Genomic DNA, 20016 nt, shown 5'->3' with positions numbered 1-20016 from the left:
TGTGATTCCTGCCAGCGGAAAAAGGTCCCTGGCCAGGTCCCTGGTGTGTGCCCGATCCGGCGTTGCCTGGTGGGGGGCGTTGGAGAACGGCCTTTCATGACGGTGTCACAGGGCGGCGGCATCGTCCACGGTTTTGGCTCTTTTCACCTTGACCACCATGTCTCGACTGTCCCTGATTGCCGCCTGCGCAGCGCTGCTGTGCGCCACCCCCGCCATCGCCCAGCAGGCCTTCCCGGTCACCCTGGCCGGCCACGCCGTGCTGCCCGCCCTCACCGTGATTGCCGCGCCCAAAGACGCGCCGCAAGACCTGCAGGTGGCGGGCAAGTTCACCACGCCCCGCCGTGTGGACGCCGTGGGCAGCGTGATGGGCCAGTCGGGCGGCCGCGACACGGGTGTGTCGTTGCCGTTTCAGGGCCAGCCCCTCCAGGGCCACTCGGGCATCAAGCGCATGGCCGACGGATCGTTCTGGATCCTCACCGACAACGGCGCGGGCTCCAAGGCCAACTCGCCCGACTTCATGCTGCACCTGAGCCACTACACCGTGGACTTCAAGTCGGGCCAGTTCAACCGCCTCAAGACCATCTTCCTGCACGACCCCGACAAGAAGATCCCCTTCCGCATCACCCACGAAGGCACCGACAAGCGCTACCTGACCGGCGCCGACTTCGACCCCGAGAGCTTCCAGTTCGCCGGTGGCGCACTGTGGATCGGCGAAGAATTCGGCCCCTTCCTCATCAAGGCCGACCTGAACGGCAAGGTGCTGGCCGTGTTCGAGACGCAGGTGGACGGCAAGGTCGTGCGCTCGCCCGATGCGCCCGGCGTGCTCATGCCCGGCGCACCCGACGCCAAGCCCACGCCGTTCGAGGTCAAGCGCTCCAAGGGCTACGAAGGCATGGCCTCCAGCAAGGACGGCAGCAAGCTCTATGCGCTGCTCGAAGGCGCGCTGTGGAACGACGGCGCCAAGGCGTACGAAAACGTGGGCGGCAAGCAGTACCTGCGGGTGCTCGAATTTGATGTGAAGACCGAGCAATGGACCGGCCGCCACTGGAAGTACGTGCTGGAGGCCAACCACCACGCCATTGGCGACTTCAACATGATCGATGCCACCACGGGCCTCATCATCGAGCGCGACAACGGCGAAGGCACGGCCGACAAGGCCTGCCCTGAAAGCCAGAAGCGCACGGACTGCTTCCATGACCTCGCCAAATTCAAGCGTGTGTACAAGGTGGAGATGAGCGACGCCAACGTGGGCGGCGAGATCCGCAAGGTAGGCTACATCGACCTCATGAACATCCAGGACCCGCAGCGCCTGGCCAGGAAGCCGCTGAACAACGGCGTGTTGACCTTCCCGTTCTTCACCATTGAAAACGTGGACATCGTGGACGGCACGCACATCGTGGTGGGCAACGACAACAACCTGCCTTTCAGCAGCAGCCGCGACCCGAACAAGGCGGATGACAACGAGTTGGTGCTGCTGGACGTGGGCGAGCTCTTGCGGGCGAAGTAACTGCCGAGGTGTCGATTCGATCCCGGTTTGTCTCCCCGCTCAGGGAAGTTTGTAAGTCGGGAGCAGCCCTGCAATATCGGCATTCGTATTTGGGCCTGCTATAACTTCCCCTTTTGAGATTTGAGGGAGTGAGCGGATGTCCAACGAACAACTGCAGCCGTTGCAGGGCGCTACTGCTGCGCCTGAATTCGGCAATCCAACCGCTGTGGGCTGGGTACTGCAGCCACACCATGAGGTGAGCGATGGCAACACGTAAAAGTGGAAAGGCCGCTCAGCACAATCGTCTGAGTCTCCAGCAGGTAGGACCTATCAAGTCTGCTGATGTGGCATTTGGCGACCTCACGGTCATTGTGGGGCCGCAGGCAACAGGGAAGAGCATCTTCCTGCAAACGCTCAAGTTGGCACTTGATCGAGACCATATTCACGATACATTCCGCCGCCATAACGTAGTGTTCAACGGGGACAGTAGCGCTTTTCTAGGTGGGTATTACGGCAAAGGTATGGCTGCAGCGTGGAAGAGCGATTCTTCAAAGCTGAGATGGAACGACAAGCCAGTGACGCTGCCTGAGTTAGCTAAAGTCAGTACAAGCAAACAGCGCAAAGAAAAGCTGTTTTTCATACCGGCCCAACGGGTCATGAGTTTGACGCGCGGTATGACGCAGAATTTTGGACAATTTGACTACGGTGATCCTTACACCCTGCGGTATTTCAGCGATACGGTGCATGATCTTCTGCAGAACGAATTTGGTGCTAAAGGTGAATTGTTTCCGCAGTCCAATCGTCTCAATGACACTTTGCGAAAGCCCATTACCCAGCACTTGTACGGTACGGCGCGGCTGGCGGTGGATTCCAAGGAGTTCACTAAGCGATTGGTTCTGAATGTGCCAGGCCATACAGAGGGGTTGCCGTATACCGCTTGGTCGGCTGGGCAACGCGAATTCACGCCACTTTTACTTGGCTTGTATTGGTTGTGCCCTGGCGGCGCAATTACCCGACGTGATGCGATTGAGTGGGTCGTGGTTGAGGAGCCCGAAATGGGTTTGCATCCCCAAGGCATCGAGGCCGTGCTGCTACTGGTATTGGAGCTGATGAAGCGGGGCTACAAAGTTGTTTTGTCTACTCATTCCCCGGTCGTATTGGATCTGGTCTGGGCCTTGCAGGAGTTCAAACAGTTGGGAGGAACCGCGACAGATGTCCGCAAGTTGCTGAATTTGAGTGCGAGCGGATACGCTAACGAGCTTGGAAGAGCCGTGCTTAAGAAAGACCTGCGGGTGTATTTCTTTAATCGAGATAGCGAAGTAGAAGATATTTCGAGGTTGAGCCCTTTGTCTGAACAGGCTGCAGAGGCCGAATGGGGTGGGTTGGTTGGATTCGCAAGTCGTACAGGTAAAGCGATTGCGGACTTAGTGAATCGGGTGGAGAGTCAAACTCAGCGCAAACGTAGAGCGCAGTCCATCAAGGCTAAGGCGCTATGAGCACGAGGAAATCTGACACTAAGCGGAAAGCTCTTGCTACGCCACCAGCATCAGTGTTCGATAAGGCGGTGACTGCCGCTGGACTGACTGCAGCGCCGGGGAAAACTGCTGTGGACAACCGATATAGGGGACAAATCGACGGCAAGTTGGCGAACACCCGCTTCACTGGCAGTGTGGATATGGATCTTGCATTCAAGCAAGTCGAAGCCCGTTCCAACCGTTGGGATTTTGGTTTGGGTGTGCTTCCAGCGGGAAAGAAGGAGTTTGCGGTTTGGGTAGAGCCGCACTCTGCATCCAGCCTGGGTGAAGTCAAAACCGTTTTGGCAAAACTCGACTGGCTTCAAGCCAAACTCAACCAACCAGCTTTCGTCCAACTCAAGGCGCTAACCGATGCCTGCCGCGAGCAAGGTCATCAGCCTTTTCGCTGGATGGCAACTGCCCACGTAGGTATCCGTCCTGGTAGTAGGGAGGCAAATATGCTTGCAGCACGCGGTATGAGTCCACCCACAGCCCGAGTAGTTATCTGATGGAGATACGTCGGAAACCATTGGCGTTGCGTATTCGAGGTGGTGCGATTGAGCCTCCGACCTGCAAGGGGCTCAAGCGTTGGTGTTGCACAGACGATGCACTGTTCGTTGGGTTCAAGGCAAGGAGGCTGGCAAAATTCAAGCTCTTCCTCCAAGCGCGAAGTCGTCTCTAACCGATCTCCGCGCGACCTGTCACCAAAACTGCGCTTATGTTCACAGGCATCGTCCAAGCCACGGCAGGCATTGCCGCCATCCACGACCGCGCAGGGCTGCGCACCTTCACGCTCGATTTCCCCGAGGGCTTCTGCCAGGACCTGGCCATTGGCGCCAGCGTGGCCACCGATGGCGTGTGCCTCACGGTCACCGAGATCCTGTCGCCCACGCAGGCCAACTTCGACGTGATGCTGCAGAGCCTGAACATCACCACGCTGGGCAGCTACGGCCAGGGCGACCGCGTGAACGTGGAGCGCGCGGCCAAGGACGGTGCCGAGATCGGCGGCCATCCGCTGTCGGGCCATGTGGACTTCACCGGCACGCTCATCGAGCGCCGCGAGTTCGACAACAACCTGGTGTGGCGCGTGGCCGTGCCCGAGGCGTTTCGCCGCTACATCTTTGCCAAGGGCTACATCGCCATCCACGGCGCCAGCCTCACGGTGGCCGAGGTGAACCGGCAAGAGGGCTGGTTCGAGATCTGGATGATCCCCGAGACCCGCCGTGCCACCGTGTTTGAGCACAAGAAGGTGGGCGACCGCCTGAACATCGAGATCGAGCGCAGCACCCAGGTGGTGGTGGACACCGTGCGCGAGGCGGTGCAGGAGAGCCTGGGCCGCCTGCAGCCCGTGCTGGAGGCGCTGCTGAAAGAAAAGGGCTTGTCGCTCGACGACTTTGTGCAGGCGCCCGTGCTGCCGCACTGACCCAGCGAAGCTCTCCCATGTCCGTGGTGGTGCGCCCGCTGGCGCTGAGCGATCTGGCCGACCTGCTGGCCGTGCAACTGGCCTGTTATGGCGAGGGGTTTGTGGAGAGCGGCGAGGTGTTTGCCCGCCGCCTCGCCAGCCCCGCCAATTGCTCGCTGGTGCTGGAGCAAGGCGGCGCGGTGTGTGCCTACCTGGCGGCTTACCGCAGCGTGCGTGGCAAGGTCACACCGCTGCACGGCGACTTTGAAGCCGCCGCCGAGCCCGACACGCTGTACCTGCACGACATGGCCGTGCTGCCCGCCCATGCAGGGCAAGGCCTGGCCCCTGCGTTGCTGCAGCCCCTGTGGGCGCAGGCCCGCGCAGAAGGGCTGCGGCACAGCGCGCTGGTCTCGGTGCAGGGCTCGCAGGCCTACTGGCAGCGGCAGGGCTATGCACTGCACCCCTTGCAGGACGCCACCCAGCAGGTCCGCCTGGCCAGCTACGGCGAAGGCGCCGTGTACATGGCGCGAGCGCTGTAGACCTTGTAGGCGCGCTGTCACCGGCCCTCGTCATAATGCCCGCCATGCCCCACCGCTGGAAACCCAACGTCACCGTGGCCGCCCTCATCGAGCGCGATGGCCGCTTTCTGCTGGTCGAGGAAGAAACCACCGACGGCCTCAAGCTCAACAACCCCGCCGGCCACCTGGACCCGGGCGAGTCGCCCATTCAGGCCTGCGCGCGCGAGGTGCTGGAAGAAACCGCCCACGACTTCGAGCCCACGGCGCTGATCGGCGTGTACCTCAACCGCTTCACCAAGACGCGCACGGGCGACGACACCACCTACCTGCGTTTTGCCTTTGCAGGCACGCTGGGCACCCACCACGACTGGCGCACGCTCGACACCGGCATCGTGCGCACGCTGTGGCTCACGCCCGACGAGATCCGCGCCTGCCCCGAGCGCCACCGCAGCCCGCTGCTGCTGCGCTGCCTGGAGGACTACCTGGCGGGCCAGCGTTTTCCGCTGACGCTGGTGCACACCGATATTTCGGTCACCGAGCCCGCTGCGCAATAGCTCTGCGCGGGCTGGGTGACGCGAGGTCTTGTGACCTCAGTCCGCGGTCAGCTTGCGTTCCTTGATGATGGTGGCCCACTGCGTAGATTCCTTCTTCATGAAGGCTGTCAGCTCGGCGCGTGTGGTGGGCTGCGGCGTGAGGCCGTGCTTGTTCAGTGCCTCCTTCACGCTTGGGTCGTTCAGCACCTTCACGATCTCCTGGTGCCAGCGGTCCAGCAGCGGCGCAGGCGTCTTGCCGGGGGCCACAAAAGCGTACCAGTTGAGCGCTTCAAACCCCGGGTAGCCCGCCTCGGCCACGGTGGGGATGTTGGGCATGTAGGACGGCCGCGTGAGCCCGGTGGTGGCCAGGGGGATGAGCTTGCCGGCCTCGATGTGCGGCAGCGCGGTGGGCGGTGCGGCGAAGTACGATGTCACGCGCTCGCCCAGCAGGTCCTGCAGCGCGGGAGCGCCGCCTTTATAGGGCACGTGGGTCATGTCGATGCCCGCGCGCTGGTTGAACAGTTCACCCGCCAAGTGCGATGCCGAGCCCGCGCCGGTGGAGGCAAAGTCCACGCTGCCGGGCTTCTTTTTGGACAGCTGCACAAACTCGGCCAGCGTCTTCACGCCCGCGCCCTTGTGCACCACCAGCACGTTCGGAAAGTTCACGCCGCCCGACACGGCGGCCAGGTCCTTGAACGGGTCGTAGGTCAGCTTCATCAGGTGCGGCGCAATGGTCAGCGGGCCCACTGACCCGAGCAGCAGCACCGAGCCATCGGCGGCTGCATTGGCCACAAACTGGTGCGCGATGTTGCCGCCCGCGCCGCCCTTGTTGTCCACCACCACCGACTGGCCGATGTTCTCACCCAGCTTCTTGGCAATGAGGCGCGCCGCCGCATCGGCCGCGCCGCCTGCGGCAAAGCCCACGACGAGCGTGACGGGCTTCTTGGGTGGGAAATCCTGCGCGTGGGCTGCGCCAGACAGCATCGCGGCAGCGGTGGCGAGTGCCAGCGCGCTCATCAAGAGGGTGCGTTTTTTCATGGAGGTCTCCTTCATTGTGGATGGTGGGTGCGGGGATCAGTCGGCGCTGAGGCCGATGGGGTTGGGCTGGCGCTTTTCCACGGCATGGCGCAGCAGCGATGCGGTGCGGAAGATGCCGTGCGCAAACTTGCCGTAGGGCATGGTGGCAAACAGTGCCATCACCGCGCCCAGGTGCAGGCACAGCAGCAGCGGCAAGGCGGCGGTGCCGCGTGCGGCCCACAAGGCCAGGCCGCTGGTGGCGGTGAGGAACAGCAGGGCGATGAAGGCGCGGTCCATGGGCTTTTGCGCGGCGTCGCCGTGTTGCGGGTGGCGGCGTTGGTTCAGCCGCCACAGGCCTGCGGTGCCAATCGCCAGACTGATGCCGCCCACGCCGCCCAGCAGCTTTGGCAGGCTGGGCAGGTCGTACGGTGCGGGCGCGCCCAGCAGGTAGTGGTACAGCGTCGCCACGCTGGTGGCCGCAAAACACAGCATGAAGCCGTAGAACGTGAGGTGGTGCATGCGCCTGCGTGACAGGGTGTAGGCATCGTCCTCGTTGTGGCAACCGTCGCCGTGGCCGCCGTCCAGGTACTTCAGGCGCAGCACCGCATCGGTGGCCTCCGCCGTGGCGGGGGCAGTCAGCGGTGCGCCGCTGGTGGCGGGCGTCACGTCGCGCCAGAAGCGGCGCACGCCCAGGGCCAGCGCGAGCACGGCGAACAGGAACACCGGCGCGAACAGGCCCACCAGCAGGTTGTGCGGGAAGATGCCGTAGAAGCCGCCCACGGGCGCGTGCCACAGCGCCGCCAGCCCTTGCCCGTGCAGCACCACGGCCAGCAGCAGGAACAGCGTGAGCCCGCCCACCAGCGCCAGCGCGAGGGTCAAGCCGTTGCGCTGGTACAGCTGGCCCAGCGCGGGCGGCCAGGCGTAGTCGGCATAGGTCTGGCCGCGCACCTGGGCCATGGCCTGCGGAATGTTCACCGCAAATTCGTGCGGCGGTGCGTACTGGCAGGCGTGCAGGCAGGCGCCGCAGTTGTGGCACAGGTTGGCGATGAAGTGGATGTCGGCCTTGCCGAACTCCAGCCGCCGCGTCATGGCCGGGAACACGGCGCAAAAGCCTTCGCAGTAGCGGCAGGCGTTGCAGATCTGCAGCTGGCGCGCCACCTCGGTCTCGGGGGCGGACAGCACGATGTCGCCATTCGCCAGCGCGCGGGCGTCGCGCGTCAGGGCTTCAAGCGCTTGCATGGTTTACTCCTGTTGTGCCGCCGGGCCGCCCCAAGGCACAACGCGCCCCCTCGCGGGGCAGCGCAGTACACGGAGTGACAAGCGTGGGTGCTACATTTTTCATAGCTTTTGGCGCTTGATGGATAAGCGCTGGAGCCTGTTTTGATGCCAAAGCCGCCTGCGTGCCCGCAATGCGGCCAAACGCAGTGCCAATGCTCATGCCCACGCCGGCCGTGTAGCCCTTGCCCAGCACGTTGCCGGCCATCATTTCGCCGGCCACAAACAGGTTGGGGCTGGGCTGGTTGTTGAAGCGCACCGCAGCCGTGTCGTCGGTGTGCAGGCCCAGGTAGGTGAAGGTGACGCCGGGCTTGAGCGCGTAGCCATAGAACGGCCCGGTGTCGATGGGCCGCGCCCAGTGCGTCTTGGCGGGTGCCACGCCTTCTGTGTGGCAGTCGTCCAGCGTGGTGTGGTCGAACGTGCCCACGCGGCAGGCGGCGTTGTAGTCAGCCAGCGTGCGCATGAAGGTGTCCTCGGGCAGGCCGAGCTTTTGCGCCAGCTCGGGCAGGGTGTCGGCCTTCACGCCCGGGAACACGGGCGGCATGAAGCGGCCGATGGCCTTGCTGTCGATGATGGAGTAGCCGATCTGCCCCGGCTGCTGCGCCACCAGGCGGCCCCAGATGGCGTAGCGCTTGGGCCAGAAGTCCTCGCCCTCGTCATAGAAGCGCTCGCCGTTGCGGTTGACCACCACGCCCAGCGACACGCAGTCGATGCGCGTGCAGATGCCGCCGTCGTACAGCGGCGCGCGCGCGTCGATGGCCACCATGTGCGCCTGCGTGGGGTCGCCGATGCGGTCGGCGCCGTGGTCTTCAAGCAAGTGCTTGAGCAACACGCCCTTGTTGTAGGCCGTGCCGCGGATCAGGAAGTTGTCGGCCGGCCACTCGCCTCGCTCGTTCTGGCCCCAGGCTTCGCGCAGCCATTCGCGGTTCGATTCGAAGCCGCCAGCGGCCAGCACGCAGCTTCTGGCGGCAATACGCTCGCCATTCGCCAGGTGGGCAGCGATGAAGCGGCGGCCGTCCATCTCGATGCGCTCCACGGGTACTTCGTAGCGGATCTGCACGCCCAGCTGCTCCGCGCTGCGGTAGTAGGCATTAACTAGCGCCTTGCCGCCACCCATGAAGAACGCGTTGGTGCGCGCCACATGCAGCGTGCCCGCCAGCGCAGGCTGAAAGTGCACGCCGTGGCGGCGCATCCAGGGCCGGCAGGTGCTCGACTCGCGGATCACCAGGCGTGCCAGGTGTTCGTTGGTGAGGCCGCCCGTCACCTTGAGCAAGTCCTGCCAGAATTCTTCCTCGGGGTAGGCATCGACCAGCACGTCCTGCGGCGCGTCGTGCATGCAGCGCAGGTTGCGGGTGTGGGCCGAATTGCCGCCGCGCCAAGCGCGTGGGGCCGATTCGAGCAGCAGCACGCTGGCGCCCGCCTCGCGCGCCATCAGGGCGGCGCACAGGGCGGCATTGCCGCCGCCGATCACCAGCACATCGACCACAGCATCGCTGCTCATGGCTGGTGGCTCCCGGTCATGCGCGGTGCGCGGGGGAATGAAGAAGGGGGTGTGGGGCCCATAGGGTGTCTCCTGGCGCGGTCGCCGTGTCGTTCATCGGGGTGATGGCGACTGTAGGGAGACACGGGCCCGCCGTGCAGCGGGTTCAGGTCATGGGGGTATCACGGATCGTGATGGCTGCGGGGTGGGCTCTCAGGCGCTGGTGTCTTGTCCGCCGATCCATGTCGTGCCAAACCACTGGCCGGTCGTCACCAATTCGCGCACGCAATCCGTCAGCACCACGCGTGCGGCCAGCGCGGCGGGCGAGAGTTCTTCGTCGGGCAGGCTACACAGCAGGTTGACGCGGCGCGCGGGCGCGTCGGTGAGGCGCGCGCACTGAAAGCGCTCGGCCGCATCGGGGTAGCGGCCCATGGCAGCCCAGGGCTGCACGGTGGAGCCCAGGCCTGCGTCCACAGCGGCCATCACCATGGCGAGCGAGTCCACCTCCAGCACCACGCGCGGCGCCACGCGGTCGCGGGCAAAGGCCGTGTCCAGGGTGCTGCGCAGGCCGTGTGGGCCGGTGGGCAGGATCAGCGGTTCTTGCACCAGCTCGGCGACGGTGATGGTATCCGGCAGCTGCCGGCCACGGGGGTTGCCGGGGCCCTCCCCTCGGTCACGGGCGCAGATGAGGAACAGGTCCTCCTCCAGCAGCGGCGCCATGTCCCAGCGGCGCGCGCCCGTGGCCTGTTGCGCCTGGTGCAGTCGGGTGTCGAACAGCACGGCCAGGTCCAGCTCGCGCGCATGCAGCATGGCCGTGAGGTGTCCCGACATGCTCTCCACCATGTGCAGCCGCACGTCGGGGTAGCGTGTGCGCATGGCCTGCATCAGCGGCAGGCCCAGCACACCCGAGGTGGTGGGCGCCAGCCCCACGGTGACGGTGCCCGACAGCCGCGCCTGCTGCGCCGCGCGCACGGCCTGGTCGGCATGGCGCAGGGTGAGCTGCGCCTCGCGAAAGAACGCCAGCCCTGCCTCTGTGGGCGTGACGCCGCGCGGCGTGCGCTGCAGCAGGCGCGTGGCCAACTCGCTCTCCAGCCGGGTGATTTGCTGGCTCAGCGCGGACTGCACCACGTCCAGGTCCAGCGCAGCGCGGCTCATGGAGCCTTGCTCCACCACACGCACGAAATAGCGCAGTTGTCTCAGTTCCATGGCGCCCTTTTTGTCATGCGGCACTGTACTCCGGCGTGTCCGTTGCCCCCGGGAGCACAAATACACCGGTGCCGCCACTCGCACCTGACTCGTTGGCGACTGCGTGCGGCGCGCGCAACGCAGCACTTTCAGCAGGCTGACGCCGTTGCTCCGGGTAAACACGCAGTCCGCGCATCCGGGGCGCGTCAATTCCCTGTGGAAGCTGGGGACTTGAAATTATTTGCACCGCCGGTGGACTGCATTTCAAGAGCGCCACCAGCGCTTTCCCGAAGAATCCGCCGGCGAGCTGGCACAGGCGAATGCTGCGCCCGCATCTTTTCACTTCAACCCTTTCCGAACGGAGACAGGCCATGATCTGGCAACAAATCTACAACCCGGCGGGCAATATGGTTGTGTCCACCGCACTGGCTGCGATCCCGGTGATCATTATGCTGGCCGCCCTGGGGTTCTTTCACATCAAGGCCCACATTGCTGCGGGCATGGGGCTCGTCGCAGCACTGGTGGTGGCCATATTTGCCTATGGCATGCCTGCCGACATGGCTGGTCGCGCCGCTTTGTATGGCGGCTTCACGGGGCTGCTGCCGATCGGCTGGATCGTGCTGAACATCATTTTTCTGCACCAGCTCACGGAGCAGAACGGCAGCTTCAAGGTGCTGCAGGACTCGCTGTCCAACATCACGGAAGACCGCCGCATCCAGCTGTTGCTGATTGCGTTTTGCTTTGGCGCGTTCTTTGAAGGTGCCGCCGGTTTCGGCACGCCCGTGGCGGTCACTGCCGCGATCCTGATCGGGCTGGGCTTCTCGCCGCTGGCCGCCTCGGGTCTGTCGTTGATTGCCAATACGGCCCCCGTGGCGTTCGGTGCCCTGGGCACGCCAGTGATCACGCTGGCCAAGGTGCATGACTACGATCTGATGGAAGTGACGGCCATGATCGGCCGCCAGTTGCCCTTCTTCTCGGTGCTGGTGCCGTTCTGGCTGATCTGGGCATTTGCCGGGCGCAAGGCCATGTGGGAGATCTGGCCTGCCATTCTGGTGGCCGGTGTGTCGTTTGCCATTCCGCAGTTCCTGGTTTCCAACTACATCGGCCCCGAGCTGGTGGACATCATTGCGGCCATCATCTCCATGGCGAGTCTGATCGCGTTCCTGCGCGTGTGGCAGCCCAAGAAGATCTGGAGCTCGCCTTCGATGCGGGGCCACGACCCAAGCGCTGCCGAAGCCAAGCCTGCACAGCCGGTCGTTCGCTACTCACGCGCCCAGCTGATCAACGCCTGGATGCCTTGGCTGATTCTGTCGGTGTGTGTGTTTGTCTGGGGGCTGCCATCGGTGAAGGCAGCGCTCAACGGCATCTTCGCCCCGGCTTTCCCGATGGACGGGCTGCACAACCTCATTGAGAAGATGCCTCCGGTGGTGCCCAAGCCCACCAAGGAAGGCGCGGTCTACACGTTGAACCTGCTGTCGGCCACCGGCACGGGCATCTTGCTGTCCGCACTGATCAGTGCCCTGCTGATGCGCTACAGCCCGGTCGCCATCGTCGGCACGTTCTTCCGCACCATCTGGCTGGTGCGCTATTCGCTGCTGACCATCGTGCTCATGCTGGCGCTGGGCACGCTCACCCGCTACTCGGGCACGGACACCACCCTGGGTCTGGCATTCGCGAACACCGGCGTGTTGTACCCCTTCTTTGGCACCCTCATGGGCTGGCTGGGGGTGGCGCTGACGGGGTCGGACACGGCCTCCAACGTGCTGTTCGGTGGCATGCAAAAGGTGGCGGCCGAGCAGCTGGGCCTTTCGCCCAACCTCATGGGCGCCGCCAACAGCTCGGGCGGCGTGATGGGCAAGATGATCGATGCGCAGTCGATCGTCGTGGCCTCCACCGCCACCCGCTGGTTCAATCATGAAGGGGACATCCTGCGCTTCGTCTTCTTCCACTCGATTGCGCTGGCCTGCCTGGTCGGGCTGCTGGTGAGCCTGCAGGCCTACGTGTGGCCCTTCACCTCGATGGTGGTGCGGTAGCGGGTAGGTTGCCCCACCCGCCACCCTTCGGCGGGTGTTTTTCGTGCCGCAGGCTGGCTTTGGGGCGCAAGCCTCTGCCAACCCTGTGCCCAGCACCCGCTGCGTTGTGGTGCCGCACTCAGAACGTATGCACCACACCGGCGGAGATGCCGGTGGCCGTGGCCTTGTTGGCCGCACCCTGGAAGCCGTTGCGCCAGCGGGTGTTGTCCAACTCGGCATAGACCTTGGTGCGGCGCGAGAGCTTGTATTCGGCAAACGCCACCAGGCGGCCGTAGCCGTCGTCGGCCGCACCGGTGCGCGAGCGGTCCACCTTGTAGTAGGCCGCCGTCAGGTCCACCCACGGTGTGGCCGCCCAGGTGCCGCCAGCGGACAACACGCGCTGCACAGTGAAGCGGCCTGCCGCCGTTTCGGCCTTGTTGCGGCCGGCATTGGCGGCCAGGCGCACGCTGCCCCACCGGTACGCGGCGCCCAGCGTGGTGGCGTCCAGTGCGCGTTTGTTGGTGTCGTTGAAGCTCTGGTAGGCGCCGGATACCACGAAGCCATCCGCAGCCCAGGCCAGGCCCACGCCGCGTGACGACAGGGCCGAGGCCTGCGATGCAACTTCGCCCAGGCCCCACATGGCACGCGCCGTGAAGCCGCCGAAGCGGCCCGTGTACTTCAGTGAATTGTCCAGCCGGTACGAGCCCGAATTGGCGCCTGTGCTGCCGTACTCGATACCCAGGCCATGCTGGCTCAGCGCCGTCACGCCGATGTTGGGGTTGAAGCTGGCAAAGCGCATGGCCAGCGGGTCCACGGGCGAGATGGCGTCGGCCAGCGTGGTGGTCTGGCGGCCCAGGGCCAGGGTGCCCCAGCCGCCTTGCAGGCCGACCCAGGAGGCGCGGTCGAAGTATTTGGTGGCATTGGCCGGTGCGCCGGTATCGGCGTTGAGCCCACTCTCCAGGTTGAACAGCGCCTTGGCGCCGCCGCCCAGATCCTCGCTGCCCCGCAGGCCCCAGCGGCTGGTGGTGTGGATGCCGCTGCCCAGGCTGTGGCTGGAGCCGGCCGTGGGCGCATTGGAAGCGGTGAGGCCGCTGCCGTTGCGCAGGCCCAGGTCCACCACGCCGTACAGCGTCACGTCGGTGCCTTGTGCCATTGCGCAGTGGCCGATCAGTGCAGCGCAGGCCGCTGCCATCTTGGTTCTCATCTGTGTCTCCTCTTGTTGAAATGTGGGCACGCGTGCCGCGCAGGGGCGGTGGCGCCCGTCTGCCTCCCAGAGCCGTCTTCGCCGGGGCTCAATCGGGGGTGAGCTGGGCCTTGACCACCACGCCCTTCCACTTGGCAAGTTCCTGCTTCACCGTCAGGGCCAGCTGCTCGGGCGTGCTGGTGTCCACCACCGCGCCTTGTTCCTCAATGCGGCGCACCACGTCCTTGTCGGCCAGTGCGGTGTTCAAGGTCTTGTTGAGCAGGTCGATCACCGGGCGGGGTGTCTTGCCGGGTGCGAACAGGGCATACCACTGGGTGATCTCCACCCCCTTGATGCCGGCCTCCTCCAGCGTGGGCACGTCGGGCAGCAGGGATGAGCGCTTGGGCCCGGCCAGCGCCAGGGCGCGCAGCTTGCCGCCCTTCACGTGCGGGTAGGCGGAGAACAGGCTGGGAAACATCACCTGCGTCTGCCCGGCCATGGTGTCGTTCATCGCGGGCGCCGCACCCCGGTAGGGCACATGGGCCATCTGGGCGCCGCTTTCCAGTTTGAAGATCTCGGCTGAGAAATGTGGGGCCGTGCCGTTGCCGGCCGATGCGTAGTTGAAGTCATGGGGCTTGGCCTTGGTCAGCGCCACCAGCTCGCTCACGGTCTTGGCGGGCACCTTGGGGTTCACCACCATCAGCGTGGGCGAGTAGCTCACCATGCCGATGGGCTCGAACTGCGTGATGGGGTCGTAGCGCAGCTTCTGCAGCGCGGGGCTCATGCCGTGGGTGCCGATGTAGCCGAACAAGATGGTGTGCCCATCGGGTGCGGCGCGCGCCACGTATTCGGCTGCAATCGCGCCATTGGCCCCGGCCTTGTTCTCCACGATGACCTGCTGGCCCAGCAGGGTGGAGAGCTTGATGGCCACGACGCGCGCCATGCCGTCGTTGCCGCCCCCTGCGGCGGTAGGCACGACGAGCGTGATGGGCTTGTCGGGGTAGGCCGCGTGGGCGGCACCGGCGGCCCAGAAGGCGCTGGACGCAAGGGCCAGCGCAGCCGTGGCCAGCGCCGTGCGACGCGTGGTGGAGTGAATGGAACGGGTCATGGTGTGTCTCCTGTCGTAATGGTTGGAATCGTCGAACTCGTTGGAAGGACGCTGCGCAAGCGGCGCCCTGAAGAGCAGTTAGTGCGCCGTAGCGCTTTCAGGAACGAACAGCGTGCCTTCCAGAATCTTTCGGGCGGTGCGTACCAGCGCGGCCTGCACCAGCTTGAACTGGCCGTCCACCTCGCTGAGCTCCACCTCCACCTGGATGCGGCCTGCCGGGTGTTGCACCTCTACGCGGCGCAGTCCGGCGGCGGGTGCATGCCGTTCGTCGGTGGCCACCGTGCCCGGCAGTACCGAGGCCGCCGCCACGCCAATCGCGCCCGTGACGGCATGCGAGCGGTGGCACTGGTGGGGGGTGAAGTAGCGCGACACCACGCTGCCTAGTGATGTGCCTGGCGACAAGATCACCGGCTTGGGCAGCACGCTGTGGGTCACATCGCCCATGCCCATGCGCTGACCAGCTTCGAGGCGCACGGCCTCCAGGCGGGCGAGCAAAGCGGTGTTGGCGTCCAGCTCGGCGGGTGTTTCATTGCCCCGCAGGCCCAGGTCGGCGGCGCGCACCAGCACCATCACCTGCGCGGCGTCGATGCAGGTGACCTGCAGACCCTGGATGGTGTCGATGCGCTGACCGGTGGGAAAGATCTGCCCGGTGACCGCGCCCCAGGCGTCCAGAAAGTTCATCAGCACCGGTGCGGCCGTGCCCTGCACGCCGTCGATGCGCACATCGCCGTCGTAGTGCACCTGGCCTCCCGCTGTGCACACCTGCACATCGATGCGGGAGCGGGTGTTCACGTTGTAGACGCGCACGGTGGTGGTCTGGCCTTCGGGGTCTGCAGGGACCAGCCCCTGCTCGATGGCGAAGGGCCCCACACCGGCCAGCATGTTGCCGCAGTTGGGGCGGGTGTCCACGCGGGTCTCCTGCACGCTGACCTGGGCAAACAGGTAGTCCACATCGCAGTCGGGCTGCGTGGAGCGCGAGACGATGGCGACCTTGCTGGTCAGCGAGTTGCCGCCGCCCAGGCCATCGATCTGCAGCTCATGGGGCGATCCCAGGGCTGCAATCAGCGTGCGGTCGCGGGCTTCGGGGTCGCGCGGCAGCCAGTCGGCCAGGAAGAACGGCCCCCGGGAAGTGCCGCCACGCATCAGAACGCAAGGAATGTTGGTGCTCATGGGTCGGCATGGTGCTGCGCCTTCGCTGATCTGTGAATTGCATTGTTGGCAACGATTGATGCATGCTGTGCAATAGGCTGTAGCGGCTTGTACATGCTCCAATCACGGGCGTGAATTGCAATGTTCTGATCGTTTGATGCACGACTTGCAACGCTGAAAACACCTTGAAGCGCACACGAAAGACACCCGATGAACAACAAATTCGACCTTGCCGACATCCAGGCCTTTGCGGCTGTGGCCGAGCTGCAGAGCTTTCGTGCGGCCGCTGAGGCCATCCATCTGTCGCAGCCCGCATTCAGCCGCCGCATCGACAAGCTCGAAGAGGCGCTGGGCGTGCGTCTGCTTGACCGCACCACACGCCGCGTCACGCTCACGGCCGTGGGGCGCGACTTTGCGCGCAAGACCCGCGTGTGGCTGGACGACCTGGACGGCATGCTCATGGGCCTAGGCGATGTGGCCGCGCGGCGCATGGGCGAGGTGACGATTGCCTGCGTGCCCTCGGCCGTGTATTACTTTCTGCCGCAGGTGGTCAAGCGTTATCACGAGCGGTTTCCGAAGATCCGCGTGAAGGTGCACGACGCCAGCGCCAACGAGGTGCTGGTGGCCGTGGCGCAGGGCGATGCGGACTTTGGCCTGAACTTCATCGGCAGCCAGGAGGCCGAGATCGAGTTCAAGCCCGTGCTGGCCGAGCGATTTGTGGCTGCCTGCCGGCGCGACCATGTGCTGGCGCGCCGCAAGAAGGTGAGCTGGGCCGAGCTGGGCCAGCACGACTTCATGTCGGTGGGCAAGACCTCGGGCAACCGCCTGCTGATGGACCTGGCGCTGGCCAACGTGCCCGACCGGCCCCAGTGCCTGTACGAGGCCAAGCACGTGACCACGCTGCTGGGCCTGGTGGAGGCGGGCCTGGGCGTGGCGGCCGTGCCCAGCCTGGCCATGCCGGGCAAGGACCATCCCACGCTGGTCAGCATCCCGCTCGTGGAGCCTATCGTCACGCGGCAGATGGGGCTGATCAAGCGCCGGGGCAAAACCCTGTCGCCTGCCGCGCAGCAGCTGTATGACCTGCTCGTGGCTACGCGTTCTGCGCGCCCGCGCAGTGCCCCGGCGGCATCAAAAATACAATCAGGGCAATGACTTCCCCTACCAAACAGCGCGTTGTCGTCGGCCTTTCCGGCGGCGTGGACTCGGCCGTGACCGCCTACCTGCTCAAAAAGCAGGGCCATGAGGTGGTCGGCATCTTCATGAAAAACTGGGAAGACGATGACGACAGCGAGTACTGCTCGTCCAACATCGACTTTGTGGACGCAGCCGCTGTGGCCGATGTGATCGGCATCGAGATTGAGCACGTCAACTTCGCGGCCGACTACAAGGACCGCGTGTTTGCCGAGTTCCTGCGCGAGTACCAGGCCGGCCGCACGCCCAACCCCGACGTGCTGTGCAACGCCGAGATCAAGTTCAAGGCATTTCTCGACCATGCCATGCGCCTGGGGGCGGAGAAGATCGCCACGGGTCACTACGCCCGCGTGCGGCACAACCCGGCCACGGGCCTGCACGAGCTGCTCAAGGGGCTGGACCCGAGCAAGGACCAGAGCTACTTTCTGCACCGTCTGAATCAGGCGCAGCTGTCCAAGACGCTATTTCCTGTGGGCGAGCTGCACAAGACCGAAGTACGCCGCATCGCCGAAGAAATCGGCTTGCCCAATGCCAAGAAGAAGGACTCCACCGGCATCTGCTTCATTGGTGAGCGGCCGTTCCGCGAGTTTCTGAACCGCTACATCAGCCATGCGCCCGGCCCGATCCTGGACGACCGGGGGCGCAAGCTGGGCCAGCACGTGGGCCTGAGTTTCTACACCTTGGGCCAGCGCCAGGGCCTGGGTATCGGCGGTGTGAAGGAAAAAGGCGCGCAGCGCGGTGGCGGCGCGCACGAGCCCTGGTTCGTGGCCCGCAAGGACCTGGAGAAGAACACGCTGCGCGTGGTGCAGGGGCATGACCACCCCTGGCTCCTATCGCACCGCCTGGTGGCGCAGGACGTGAGCTGGTGTGCCGGCCAGGCCCCGGCGCCCGGCGCCTATGCCGCCAAGACGCGCTACCGCCAGCAGGACGCCGCGTGCGTGCTGGAGGCTGTGCCCGACGGCTTTGCGCTGCAGTTCCCGGACGCACAGTGGGCCGTGACGCCGGGGCAGAGCGCGGTGCTGTACGACGGCGATGTCTGCCTGGGCGGTGGCGTGATTGCGGCCGTGGAAGGGCTGCCGCAGCCCACCGGCAATGCGCCTGCTGTGCAGCCGATCATGGCCCGTTGATACTTCAAAATTGATAGCTGGTAGCGCAATAAAGACAAGCGCTTGCGCCTGATTTCTCTCGAAATCCATTCTCCGAAAGAAAAAAAGCCGGGGCGGTGACCGCTCCGGCTTTCTTGTTGGGCAGTGCCCCGGCGTGTCAGTCGTCGTTCATGGCCAGGCTGATCAGGATGCGCAGCACGTACCAGAGCATGAGCGCGATCGATGCGAACAGGTGCAGCGCTGCACCGGCGGGGCGGTCTACAGGGTAGTCATGGATGATGCGCGAGGTGTCGTACAGCACGCAGGCGCCCGCAAACAGCACCATGAGCCCGGAGAACCAGATGCCCAGTTTGAAGCCGAAGATGGCGCCCGCAATGATGGTGCCCAGTGCCACCAGGCCCGCCACCTTCAGGATGCCGCCCAGGAACGAAAAATCGGTCTTGCTGCTGAACGCCGTCCAGGTGAGCGCCGCTACCAGCAGCAGCGTGATGAAGGCGGCAGCGCCAATGGCACCGGGTACCAGCAGCTGCGCAATGCCGAACATCGGGGCAAAGATGAGCCCTTCTGCCAGCACGTAGAGGCCCAGGCCCATCAACTGCGTCTGGGGGTTGTCAGAGTTGTCGGCCAGGTGGGATGCCAGCCAGCCCACGAGCATGAAGGCGCCCATGACACCCAGCCACAAGAATTTGCTGCCGCTGGCCATGAGCATCTTGGCGGCAGCGGTGGAAAGGCCACTCACCATCAGCACCGCCGACAGCACGACAAAGGCCAGAATGGCCACGCCCAGGTGCTTGTAGGTGGAGACGATGAAATCGCGCCGCTCCATCGGAGCGCCCGCTGGGGTTTGTGGTGACAGTGCGTTGGGGTTCATAGTGTGGTCCTCCGTAGTGAGCGCAGGTCTGCGCAAACGATGGGAGGAGCGCGCCCCGGGCGCTGCCCCTCCCTCCCTCTCTCTTTTTTATGGGGTATGGCCGTCAGGCTGCGGCCAGCTGCTGTGCGTTATCGGCGGCGCGCAGCTTGCGGTTGGACCACACGCCGGCAGCCCCTACCAGGGTCAGCAGGATGGCGAAGATCCAGGTGCCTGCACCGCTGAAGGATTGCGCGGAGGAGGTGGCTTCGGCCTGCAGGCGCTGTTTGGTGGTGTCGTAGCTGATGACGGTTGCGCCACCGGTCGAGACTTCATAGACCAGTTCATGGTCGCTGCCGTCCACCAAGGCGGTTACTTTTTCATCGATCAGGTTGCCCACCAGCTGCTGTGGCGTGCTGTAGTCGATGCGCAGCTTGCGTGCCTCGGCGCCTGCGGTGTCGGGCTGGACCGTGATTTCGTAGTATTTCTTGGTCGCGCGGCGCTTGCGCTTGACGGTGACTTCAGAGGCCTGCGTCACCGTGCCGGACACGGTTTGCAGGCTTTCGCGTGCCACATAGGCGTGGCCGTCTTCCGCCTTCCACCCGCTGTACACCGACAGTGCGATCAGCCCGGGGCCAGCCAGTAGCAGCAGCCACGCATAGCCAGTGACAAATATCAAAATCTTGCGCACGAACCCAGGCATCACGACCCTCTCTCTCTCTTTGGAATATTGGTTTTTGGTAATTGCTGGCCGCCGGGCTTTGGACCTCGTTGGCGCGCCAGGCAGCGATGATCTTTGATATTTCCGTATCGGATGTAAGGAATTGTTGGTGTGTGGCGCCTGCGCCGAACTGGACAAAACGGAGAAGCGGCGCGCACCAGCGCCGTTGTAAAAGTCATCACCTCCAGGCGCTGGTTAGCCTTGGTAAGTTGGGTTGACTCCAGCACCTCTTGTTGCGAGTTGCTACGTTTTGACGCCCACAGGCGACGGTTTCTAGGGGTTGCCGGTG

At 64.7% G+C, this 20016-nt stretch carries 18 protein-coding genes; 9 read left to right on the top strand and 9 right to left on the bottom strand.

Annotated features, from left to right (window positions below; genetic code table 11):
- The first annotated feature begins 157 nt into the window (after positions 1-157).
- The 6 genes from ACOYR4_RS22895 to ACOYR4_RS22870 all read left to right on the top strand — a co-directional run bounded on the left by ACOYR4_RS22895 (position 158) and on the right by ACOYR4_RS22870 (position 5474).
- Positions 158-1507, top strand: coding sequence for an esterase-like activity of phytase family protein (locus ACOYR4_RS22895; protein WP_422848182.1), 1350 nt, complete (start codon positions 158-160; stop codon positions 1505-1507).
- A 242-nt stretch (positions 1508-1749) separates the two neighbouring features.
- Positions 1750-2982 carry an AAA family ATPase gene (locus ACOYR4_RS22890; RefSeq protein WP_209816772.1) on the top strand — a complete coding sequence of 411 codons (1233 nt, stop codon included), beginning with the start codon at positions 1750-1752 and terminating at the stop codon, positions 2980-2982.
- Positions 2979-3509, top strand: a complete 531-nt coding sequence (locus ACOYR4_RS22885) for a hypothetical protein (RefSeq protein WP_209816773.1) — start codon at positions 2979-2981, stop codon at positions 3507-3509. The genes ACOYR4_RS22890 and ACOYR4_RS22885 overlap by 4 nt, the downstream gene beginning before the upstream one ends.
- A gap of 209 nt (positions 3510-3718) precedes the next feature.
- Entirely contained in the window at positions 3719-4423 is a 705-nt protein-coding gene (locus ACOYR4_RS22880) for a riboflavin synthase subunit alpha (RefSeq protein ID WP_422848181.1), read from the top strand.
- Between the two features lie 17 nt (positions 4424-4440).
- On the top strand, positions 4441-4941 hold the full coding sequence (locus ACOYR4_RS22875) for a GNAT family N-acetyltransferase (RefSeq protein ID WP_209816775.1): 501 nt from the start codon (positions 4441-4443) through the stop codon (positions 4939-4941).
- A gap of 44 nt (positions 4942-4985) precedes the next feature.
- The gene (locus ACOYR4_RS22870) at positions 4986-5474 is read left to right on the top strand and encodes an NUDIX hydrolase (protein WP_116750205.1); all 489 of its coding nucleotides are present in this window, start codon (positions 4986-4988) and stop codon (positions 5472-5474) included.
- Between the two features lie 36 nt (positions 5475-5510).
- Here ACOYR4_RS22870 and ACOYR4_RS22865 read toward each other — a convergent pair whose 3' ends face one another.
- The 4 genes from ACOYR4_RS22865 to ACOYR4_RS22850 all read right to left on the bottom strand — a co-directional run bounded on the left by ACOYR4_RS22865 (position 5511) and on the right by ACOYR4_RS22850 (position 10431).
- Positions 5511-6491, bottom strand: a complete 981-nt coding sequence (locus ACOYR4_RS22865) for a Bug family tripartite tricarboxylate transporter substrate binding protein (RefSeq protein WP_422848180.1) — start codon at positions 6489-6491, stop codon at positions 5511-5513.
- 36 nt (positions 6492-6527) lie between these two features.
- Positions 6528-7709 (bottom strand): tricarballylate utilization 4Fe-4S protein TcuB, encoded by a 1182-nt coding sequence (tcuB, locus tag ACOYR4_RS22860; RefSeq protein ID WP_422848179.1) that lies wholly within the window; start codon positions 7707-7709, stop codon positions 6528-6530.
- Positions 7696-9246, bottom strand: coding sequence for an FAD-dependent tricarballylate dehydrogenase TcuA (gene tcuA, locus ACOYR4_RS22855; protein WP_422848178.1), 1551 nt, complete (start codon positions 9244-9246; stop codon positions 7696-7698). Before tcuA ends, tcuB begins: the two co-directional genes overlap by 14 nt.
- A 192-nt stretch (positions 9247-9438) precedes the next feature.
- Positions 9439-10431 (bottom strand): LysR family transcriptional regulator, encoded by a 993-nt coding sequence (locus ACOYR4_RS22850; protein ID WP_422848177.1) that lies wholly within the window; start codon positions 10429-10431, stop codon positions 9439-9441.
- A gap of 350 nt (positions 10432-10781) precedes the next feature.
- Between ACOYR4_RS22850 and ACOYR4_RS22845 the strand changes: the two genes are divergently transcribed.
- Positions 10782-12443, top strand: a complete 1662-nt coding sequence (locus ACOYR4_RS22845) for an L-lactate permease (RefSeq protein ID WP_422848176.1) — start codon at positions 10782-10784, stop codon at positions 12441-12443.
- 118 nt (positions 12444-12561) lie between these two features.
- Here ACOYR4_RS22845 and ACOYR4_RS22840 read toward each other — a convergent pair whose 3' ends face one another.
- The 3 genes from ACOYR4_RS22840 to ACOYR4_RS22830 all read right to left on the bottom strand — a co-directional run bounded on the left by ACOYR4_RS22840 (position 12562) and on the right by ACOYR4_RS22830 (position 15883).
- A complete protein-coding gene (locus tag ACOYR4_RS22840) occupies positions 12562-13626 on the bottom strand; it encodes a porin (protein WP_422848175.1) in 1065 nt (354 codons plus the stop codon).
- A gap of 88 nt (positions 13627-13714) precedes the next feature.
- Positions 13715-14713 carry a Bug family tripartite tricarboxylate transporter substrate binding protein gene (locus ACOYR4_RS22835; RefSeq protein WP_422848174.1) on the bottom strand — a complete coding sequence of 333 codons (999 nt, stop codon included), beginning with the start codon at positions 14711-14713 and terminating at the stop codon, positions 13715-13717.
- 78 nt (positions 14714-14791) lie between these two features.
- On the bottom strand, positions 14792-15883 hold the full coding sequence (locus ACOYR4_RS22830; RefSeq protein ID WP_422848173.1) for a 4-oxalomesaconate tautomerase: 1092 nt from the start codon (positions 15881-15883) through the stop codon (positions 14792-14794).
- A 189-nt stretch (positions 15884-16072) separates the two neighbouring features.
- On the opposite strand from ACOYR4_RS22830, the gene ACOYR4_RS22825 reads away from it, so the two are divergent.
- A complete protein-coding gene (locus tag ACOYR4_RS22825; RefSeq protein ID WP_056056686.1) occupies positions 16073-17014 on the top strand; it encodes a LysR family transcriptional regulator in 942 nt (313 codons plus the stop codon).
- Positions 17011-18180: a tRNA 2-thiouridine(34) synthase MnmA gene (mnmA, locus tag ACOYR4_RS22820; protein WP_422848172.1), complete on the top strand. Its 1170-nt coding sequence runs from the start codon at positions 17011-17013 to the stop codon at positions 18178-18180. Before ACOYR4_RS22825 ends, mnmA begins: the two co-directional genes overlap by 4 nt.
- A 136-nt stretch (positions 18181-18316) precedes the next feature.
- Here mnmA and ACOYR4_RS22815 read toward each other — a convergent pair whose 3' ends face one another.
- Positions 18317-19030, bottom strand: coding sequence for a Bax inhibitor-1/YccA family protein (locus tag ACOYR4_RS22815; RefSeq protein ID WP_422848171.1), 714 nt, complete (start codon positions 19028-19030; stop codon positions 18317-18319).
- Between the two features lie 103 nt (positions 19031-19133).
- Entirely contained in the window at positions 19134-19709 is a 576-nt protein-coding gene (locus ACOYR4_RS22810) for a hypothetical protein (protein ID WP_422848170.1), read from the bottom strand.
- Positions 19710-20016: the final 307 nt, after the last annotated feature.

It is taken from the genome of Acidovorax sp. M14 (genome assembly GCF_049331375.1).
Lineage (GTDB): Bacteria > Pseudomonadota > Gammaproteobacteria > Burkholderiales > Burkholderiaceae_C > Acidovorax.
The sequence above is the reverse complement of the archived record's forward strand: the minus strand, read 5'-3'. Positions and strand labels throughout refer to the sequence as shown.

Bases quoted from the DNA above. Each gene is read 5' to 3' on its own strand.
- ACOYR4_RS22875 (WP_209816775.1), top strand. From the start codon at position 4,441: ATGTCCGTGGTGGTGCGCCCGCTGGCGCTGAGCGATCTGGCCGACCTG.
- tcuB (WP_422848179.1), bottom strand. From the start codon at position 7,709: ATGCAAGCGCTTGAAGCCCTGACGCGCGACGCCCGCGCGCTGGCGAAT.
- ACOYR4_RS22830 (WP_422848173.1), bottom strand. From the start codon at position 15,883: ATGAGCACCAACATTCCTTGCGTTCTGATGCGTGGCGGCACTTCCCGG.
- ACOYR4_RS22835 (WP_422848174.1), bottom strand. From the start codon at position 14,713: ATGACCCGTTCCATTCACTCCACCACGCGTCGCACGGCGCTGGCCACG.
- ACOYR4_RS22825 (WP_056056686.1), top strand. From the start codon at position 16,073: ATGAACAACAAATTCGACCTTGCCGACATCCAGGCCTTTGCGGCTGTG.
- ACOYR4_RS22890 (WP_209816772.1), top strand. From the start codon at position 1,750: ATGGCAACACGTAAAAGTGGAAAGGCCGCTCAGCACAATCGTCTGAGT.
- ACOYR4_RS22850 (WP_422848177.1), bottom strand. From the start codon at position 10,431: ATGGAACTGAGACAACTGCGCTATTTCGTGCGTGTGGTGGAGCAAGGC.
- ACOYR4_RS22865 (WP_422848180.1), bottom strand. From the start codon at position 6,491: ATGAAAAAACGCACCCTCTTGATGAGCGCGCTGGCACTCGCCACCGCT.
- mnmA (WP_422848172.1), top strand. From the start codon at position 17,011: ATGACTTCCCCTACCAAACAGCGCGTTGTCGTCGGCCTTTCCGGCGGC.
- ACOYR4_RS22880 (WP_422848181.1), top strand. From the start codon at position 3,719: ATGTTCACAGGCATCGTCCAAGCCACGGCAGGCATTGCCGCCATCCAC.
- ACOYR4_RS22870 (WP_116750205.1), top strand. From the start codon at position 4,986: ATGCCCCACCGCTGGAAACCCAACGTCACCGTGGCCGCCCTCATCGAG.
- ACOYR4_RS22840 (WP_422848175.1), bottom strand. From the start codon at position 13,626: ATGAGAACCAAGATGGCAGCGGCCTGCGCTGCACTGATCGGCCACTGC.
- ACOYR4_RS22885 (WP_209816773.1), top strand. From the start codon at position 2,979: ATGAGCACGAGGAAATCTGACACTAAGCGGAAAGCTCTTGCTACGCCA.
- ACOYR4_RS22845 (WP_422848176.1), top strand. From the start codon at position 10,782: ATGATCTGGCAACAAATCTACAACCCGGCGGGCAATATGGTTGTGTCC.
- ACOYR4_RS22895 (WP_422848182.1), top strand. From the start codon at position 158: ATGTCTCGACTGTCCCTGATTGCCGCCTGCGCAGCGCTGCTGTGCGCC.
- ACOYR4_RS22810 (WP_422848170.1), bottom strand. From the start codon at position 19,709: ATGCCTGGGTTCGTGCGCAAGATTTTGATATTTGTCACTGGCTATGCG.
- ACOYR4_RS22815 (WP_422848171.1), bottom strand. From the start codon at position 19,030: ATGAACCCCAACGCACTGTCACCACAAACCCCAGCGGGCGCTCCGATG.
- tcuA (WP_422848178.1), bottom strand. From the start codon at position 9,246: ATGAGCAGCGATGCTGTGGTCGATGTGCTGGTGATCGGCGGCGGCAAT.